Raw genomic sequence first — 6117 nt, 5'->3', positions numbered from 1 at the left:
CCGCTCCGTACCGCTTTAGCGGTCGGAGTCGGGTAGTTTACAGCGGCATCTCCCAGTGCAGCTCGACATGGGTGTGGCCTTCCGGGGTGCGGGTGCGGTGCCAAGATCCCTTGGGTAGATAGCGGGCGATGGTGTTCATGGCCTTGCTGCCGTAGCCGCCGCTGAGGCCGGGAGCGTACTCGATACCATCGTTGACCACGGAAAGGCAGCAGTGGCGCTCCGTTTGGGCCAGCGACACCTTGACAAAGGAAGCATTGCCTTTGGGGGGTTGTACATGGGCGATGACATTGCCGATGGCCTCCCGCAAAAAGCGCAAGATGTCTTCTCGCTGATCAAACCACTCACCGGTGTTGGGCTCCTGCAGCGGTTGCAGTTGCCGCTCTACAGATAGCGTTAGGCTGCCCGATTGGATCAGTTCATCCAGATAGATCTCGATGCCTCGATGCAGCCCTTCTCGTAAGCTGGGGGAGATGCGCAGCTTGGCAGCTAGAGTGCGCACATCGTTGAGCTGATTCCGGATCCCGCGTCCGATCCTCTCCAGTTGCTCGAGCAGGTGGTCGTAGACGGTGGGATCGGGAGCTTTTCCCTGGTGCTGCTGCCATTGCAAGCTCTCCAAGTTGTCCATCACCACCTTCAACTCCTGCAGCTCGCGGTCGTGAATGTCGGTGGCTACTCGGTAGAGCAGCTTGCGAGCCTGGTCAATGGCGGCCTCCTGTTCGGCCCGACGCAGACGCTCCAATTCCTGCTGTTGGGCCAAGAGCCGCTCCTGATTCTCCACAATGATCAAAGTGAGCAGCAGGCTCACCCCCGTTAGCCCACTGGCCAGGGCCGGCAAGACGAGAGGCCAAACCCAACGCCCCAGTAGAAACTGGGCCACAGCCCACCCTTCGTAAACGGCAAGCCCCACCACAGGTCGCAGGAGAAACTGCTGTTGCTTCCAGCCCCAAGGGCTCAAAAGTGCTCCGCACCGCTGACGCGAACGTAGGGGGGGACGATAAAGCACCAAGAGCAGTCCCGTTCCCACTCCCAGCAGCAAAACCACCGCAGCCGCCACCCCCTCTGGCACAGATTGGTAGACCTCTCCGGTGAGCAGGCTGGAGAGGATTTGCGCCTGCAGCTCCACCGCCGCAATCTGGGATCCATCCGCAGTCCGCACCGGGAAGGTTTCGGGGTAGCCGCCCACAAAACCCACCAGGACAATTTTGTCCCGCAATTGGTCGGCAACTTCGGGGTCAAGGGGAGGGATCCCTTCTTGGCCGCGGCAGGCTTGGCTGGGGTTGATCATCGGGGCAACAGACCCGGATCCTGCCTGGAGAACAGCTGGAGGGCAAACCCGTTCGATGGGGATAATGGGGATCCCGTGCTGGGATCCGAGGGGGTTGAATTGGATCGGCTGCAAACCCCGCTCGCGAAACCAGCGGCTGGCCCGCTCCGGGTCGTATTTGGCAAAAGCCAGAGCCTCGACCGAGGCGAACATCTGCTCCTCTTGGCTGTCGCGGCGCAGGTAGAGCCCCCGCAACTGGGCCTGGCGCAGGATCCCAGCACTGTCTACCCGATGTTGCACCACCCCCTGCACATGTTCTGGCGGCACCAAGTACTCCAGCCGCAGGGAAGAAAAGGGCAGGAAATGGTTGTAGATGTTAATCTCGGAGCGGCCAAAGCTCTCGCTGCTGCGGGTGGCCAAGACCAAGCGATCTGGGTAGCGCTGTACCACCTGACGCAGAGGGGCATCTAAGTTCTCGTTGCCCAGGTTTTGAGGTACCACAAAGCTGCTGGGCAGGTTTAGCACCACCACCCTGGCCTCAGCTTCTTCCAGTAGACGCAACGTCAGGCCGGCGTAGTTGGCCCGTTCCAGAAGGAAGTCAACTTGATGTTGGCCAAGGTGCTCTGCACCACTGGTGCGGCCATTGCTTTCCCCCTGTCCGCTGTTCCCGTTAGCGGGAACGTGCTCCGCACCGCTGTCGCGATCGAGTCCTATACGACCATCAATGCCGACGATCACCACCTCGGGAGAAGGCTGCTGAGGGCCACGCCAAGCGTACAGCCACTCCTGGGCGTCGCTCTCCATCCGCACCAACAAAGGATGCTGAGCAGAAAGGTTAAGCAGAGCAGCCCAACCCAAGCCCCAAGCCAACGCCCAGCCCAGCCGCCGCCGGGAGGGGGACAGTCGAGCTGGAGAAGTATAGCCTTGGCCAACGAGAAAGGGAGGGACGGGATCCGGCATATTGCAAAGGGCTTTGCACCGCTGACGCGACCACACGAACGGCAGTGCAGACGCGAGCCAGCTAAAAAGCGCTCCGCACCGCTGTCGCGATGGAGTTTTCTCTGCCATTTTGGCCGCTGCCGGCGGCTGTCGAGGGGATCCCTGGCCCCCCCGTTGCTGGGGGAAAACCGCAGCCTCAGTGGTGATGGTTGCGCACCCGCGCTGCTTCCTCAGGGCTAATGCCGAGGCGAGTGAGGTTGATGCGGCCTTTGTGATCGATGCTGCGCACCTTGACCACCACCTCATCCTCCACAGCCACCTCATCTTCCACCCTGCCGACGCGGTACTCCGCCAGTTGCGAAATGTGGATCATGCCTTCTTTGCCGGGCAAAAACTCCACAAAAGCGCCGATGGGGATGATGCGGGTCACCTTGCCCAAATACACCTGCCCCTCTTCCACCCGCCGCACCAGATTTTCGATCATCGCCCGCGCCGCCTCCGCCTGGCCGCCCACCGAGGAAGACACGGTGATTGTGCCGTCGTCGCTGATGTCCACCTTGGCCCCTGTCGCTTCGGTGATGCCGCGCACGGTCTTGCCACCGGGGCCGATGATCTTGCCGATGTCCTCCGGATCCACCTTGAACGTGAGCAGACGGGGAGCCGTTTTGGCCAACTGGGGTCGAGGCGCAGCAATCGTCTCCAGCATCTTGTCGAGGATGAACTCGCGTCCGGCCTTGGCTTGCCGGATGGCCTGTTCCACCACGTCAACGGTGATGCCGGTGATTTTCATGTCCATTTGCAGAGCGGTGATCCCCGCCCGCGTACCGGCCACCTTGAAGTCCATGTCGCCCAGAAAGTCCTCGATCCCCTGGATGTCGGTGAGGATGCGCACCTCGTCCCCCTCCTTGATAAGACCCATGGCCACCCCGCTGACCGGCGCTTTGATCGGCACCCCAGCATCCATTAGGGAAAGAGTGGAGCCACAGACGGATCCCATCGAGGTGGAGCCGTTGGAGGAGAGCACTTCCGAGACCACCCTCACCACATAGGGAAACTCCTCTTCCTTGGGCAGCACCGGCACCAAGGCCCGCTCCGCCAGCGCCCCATGACCAATCTCCCGCCGCCCCGGGGAGCGTGAAGGCCGCGTTTCTCCCACCGAAAAGCCCGGAAAATTGTAGTGGTGCATGTAGCGCTTCTCATCCACCGGGTGCAAGTCGTCCAGCTCCTGGGCATCGCCGGGGGTGCCGAGGGTGGTAATGGAAAGGACTTGGGTGAGGCCGCGATTGAACAGGGCACTGCCGTGCACCCTTGGGATCAAACCCACCCGGCAAGAGACCGGTCGCACCTCGTCCAGCTTGCGCCCATCCACCCGCACCCCCTCTTGCAGGATTTGCTGGCGCATCAGCTTCTTGAGCAGAGCCTTGAACTGGTTGTCCAACTCCTTGGGATTTTCCAGAAGATAGAGCCGCAAGGGATCCCCCTCTGGCCGTTCCTGGATTTGGGCCTCCAGCTTGGCCTTGAGCTCCTCCAGTTGCTGTTCCCGGCTGGTCTTGTCCAAAAACTGCCTGAGGATGGAGCGAATGCCCTCCTGAGCCTGCTCTTCCACAAAAGCAATCAGCTCCTCGTTTTTGGGGGGAGGGGGTAGCTCTACCGGGGTGATGTTGAGATCCGCCAGGACTTGCTGTTGGGCTTTGAGCAGCTCCTGGATGGCCTCGAAACCAAACTCGATGGCCTCCACCACATCCTTTTCCGGCAGTTGGTTGGCCCCGGCTTCCACCATGATCACGCCATCGGCACAGCCGGCCACCACCAGATCCAGATCGCCCGCCTCAATTTCGGCATAGGTGGGGTTGAGGATAAATTCATCCTTGACCAAGCCCACCCGCACCGCCGCCACGGGGCCGTTGAAGGGGATGCGAGCACCGTGAATGGCCAACGAGGCTCCCAAAATACACAACACATCGGGCGGCACCGTATCATCTACAGAGAGGGTGGTGGCCACCACCTGCACATCATCCCGCAGCCATTCTGGGAACAACGGACGAATGGGTCGGTCTATTAAGCGAGAGATCAAAGTGGCCCGTTCCGGTGGCCGGCCTTCTCGCCGCAGATATCCCCCTGGGATCCGCCCCGCTGCGTAGAGGCGCTCTTCGTAATCGACCAACAAGGGCATAAAATCAACGCCAGGCCGGCCTGGCTGCCGTGTGGCGGTAACCAAAATCGAGGTTTCGCCCGAAGTCAGCCAAACCCCACACCCTGCCTGGGGGGCCATCAGCCCAATATTGATGTCAATTTCCCGCCCATAAAAGGAAATCGACCGAGTGTATTCTGCCATGTAACGCTTCGCCTTCTTTTTTTCTTGCCGCTATCGTAGCATTCTCCTTTTGCTCCTTTTCAGCCCCCGCTGACCGGAGGGATCAGGACGACTTCGTCTCCCGCCGATAGGGGAGTGTCGGCAGCTACAAAATTGAGGTTGAGACCGAAGCGCGTTTGGGAGCGCCAAGGAGCCAAGCTGGGGTAGCGCTGGATCAGTTGATCGCACAGCTGCCCGACGGTGGTACCAGGGCTCACCTGCAGGCGCATCTCGGTTTGTCCGATTACTTCTTGATAGACGGCAAAGAGCTTCAGCGTGATGGGAAAAAGCTCATCGGAGGGCAAATTTTGGGCAGCAGCCATCGGTAGCGCTCCCACCTGCTTTGGACGGTCTTGTAAACCATCTTGGGCAAGCTTGGGCCTGGCCGTCCACCAGAATCCTCTGCCCATCTCCTACTCATCAGGGATCCCTACAACCCCAGAAGAATCGGCTCTGGAGAAGCGAAAAAATACCCGCCTCCTAGATCCCGGTGAGGGGTTGGGGCGTCGCCCAAACAAAACTGTTCTTCTGGCTCTGGCCGGGGATCCGGGGCAAGGCTAGGGTAGGCCAAAAGCTTGCTTGGCAGCCAACCGGCTTCTGTGCTGATGCTAGAGCCACTGACCCCCTCCCAAATCAGGGCCTACTTGGATCGGATTGGCTACGTTGGCCCCACCCAGCCCACCCTGCAAACCCTCCGCCAGATCCACCTAGCCCACCTGCTGCGGGTGCCGTTTGAAAATCTGGACATTCATCGGGGTCGTGCCATTCGCCTGGAGCGGGATCCCCTGTTTCACAAGATTGTCTGGGAGCGGCGGGGTGGGTTTTGCTTCGAGCTGAACAGCCTGCTGGCCGCTGCCCTGCAGGGGATGGGGTTTTCGGTACACCTACTCTCAGGACAGGTGAGCCGGTCGGAGTTCGATGTCCGCTTTGGGCCTGAGTGCGACCACTTGGCTGTGCAGGTGAACATTGGCGATACAGCCTGGCTGGCAGATGTGGGGTATGGGGATGCCTTTCGCGAACCGCTGCGGCTGGGGGATCCTGGGGTTCAAGCCCAGGCTGAAGGACGCTACCGCCTCACCCCTTGGCCAGGGGATCCCACTGCTTGCCGTTATTGGCTCATTCAGCAGGAACAGCCGGATCGCACCTGGAAAACTCTATTTCTTCTGGATCGGATCCCACGCTCCCTGCAGGAGTTCGAGCCCATGTGCCACTTTCACCAAACTTCGCCAGAATCGATGTTTACCCGGCTGCGCCTTTGCACCCTGGCCACTCCGACCGGACGGGTCACCCTCACCGCCCGCGCCAATGGCTCTTTTAAGTGGATCGAGACCACCCCAGAAGGCCGCTGGGAACGCCCTCTCAGGGATGAGAAAGAGTATGAACAACTGCTCGCCTGCGCCTTCGGGATCTGCCTTCCCCCATCTCCTGCCGCCGCTGGGGATCCCAGGGGAAAGGTTGCAAGACCCAAGCCCAATGACGTCTCAACAGAGCCCACCCAAATCTTCCCCAAACAAGGCTAGAACCCCTGCCAGTTAATGTCCCAGTTAATGTCAGAATAATG

4 protein-coding genes are annotated in these 6117 nt (G+C 60.5%); 1 reads left to right on the top strand and 3 read right to left on the bottom strand.

From position 1 onward, the window contains the following. Positions 1 to 37: 37 nt before the first annotated feature. The 3 genes from NW843_RS02285 to NW843_RS02275 form a co-directional block, all read right to left on the bottom strand. The gene (locus tag NW843_RS02285; protein ID WP_414521995.1) at positions 38 to 2224 is read right to left on the bottom strand and encodes a CHASE2 domain-containing protein; all 2187 of its coding nucleotides are present in this window, start codon (positions 2222 to 2224) and stop codon (positions 38 to 40) included. Between the two features lie 175 nt (positions 2225 to 2399). Further along, positions 2400 to 4538, bottom strand: a complete 2139-nt coding sequence (locus NW843_RS02280) for a polyribonucleotide nucleotidyltransferase (RefSeq protein ID WP_011433060.1) — start codon at positions 4536 to 4538, stop codon at positions 2400 to 2402. A 59-nt stretch (positions 4539 to 4597) separates the two neighbouring features. After that, positions 4598 to 4879, bottom strand: coding sequence for a MoaD/ThiS family protein (locus tag NW843_RS02275; RefSeq protein ID WP_414357275.1), 282 nt, complete (start codon positions 4877 to 4879; stop codon positions 4598 to 4600). A 282-nt stretch (positions 4880 to 5161) separates the two neighbouring features. Here NW843_RS02275 and NW843_RS02270 point away from each other — a divergent pair, with 282 nt between their 5' ends. Next, positions 5162 to 6076, top strand: coding sequence for an arylamine N-acetyltransferase family protein (locus NW843_RS02270; RefSeq protein ID WP_414521994.1), 915 nt, complete (start codon positions 5162 to 5164; stop codon positions 6074 to 6076). Positions 6077 to 6117: the final 41 nt, after the last annotated feature.

Source organism: Synechococcus sp. R5-12 (assembly GCF_047502655.1).
Classification (GTDB): Bacteria; Cyanobacteriota; Cyanobacteriia; order Thermostichales; family Thermostichaceae; genus Thermostichus.
This window is presented reverse-complemented; position numbering and strand designations above follow the sequence as displayed.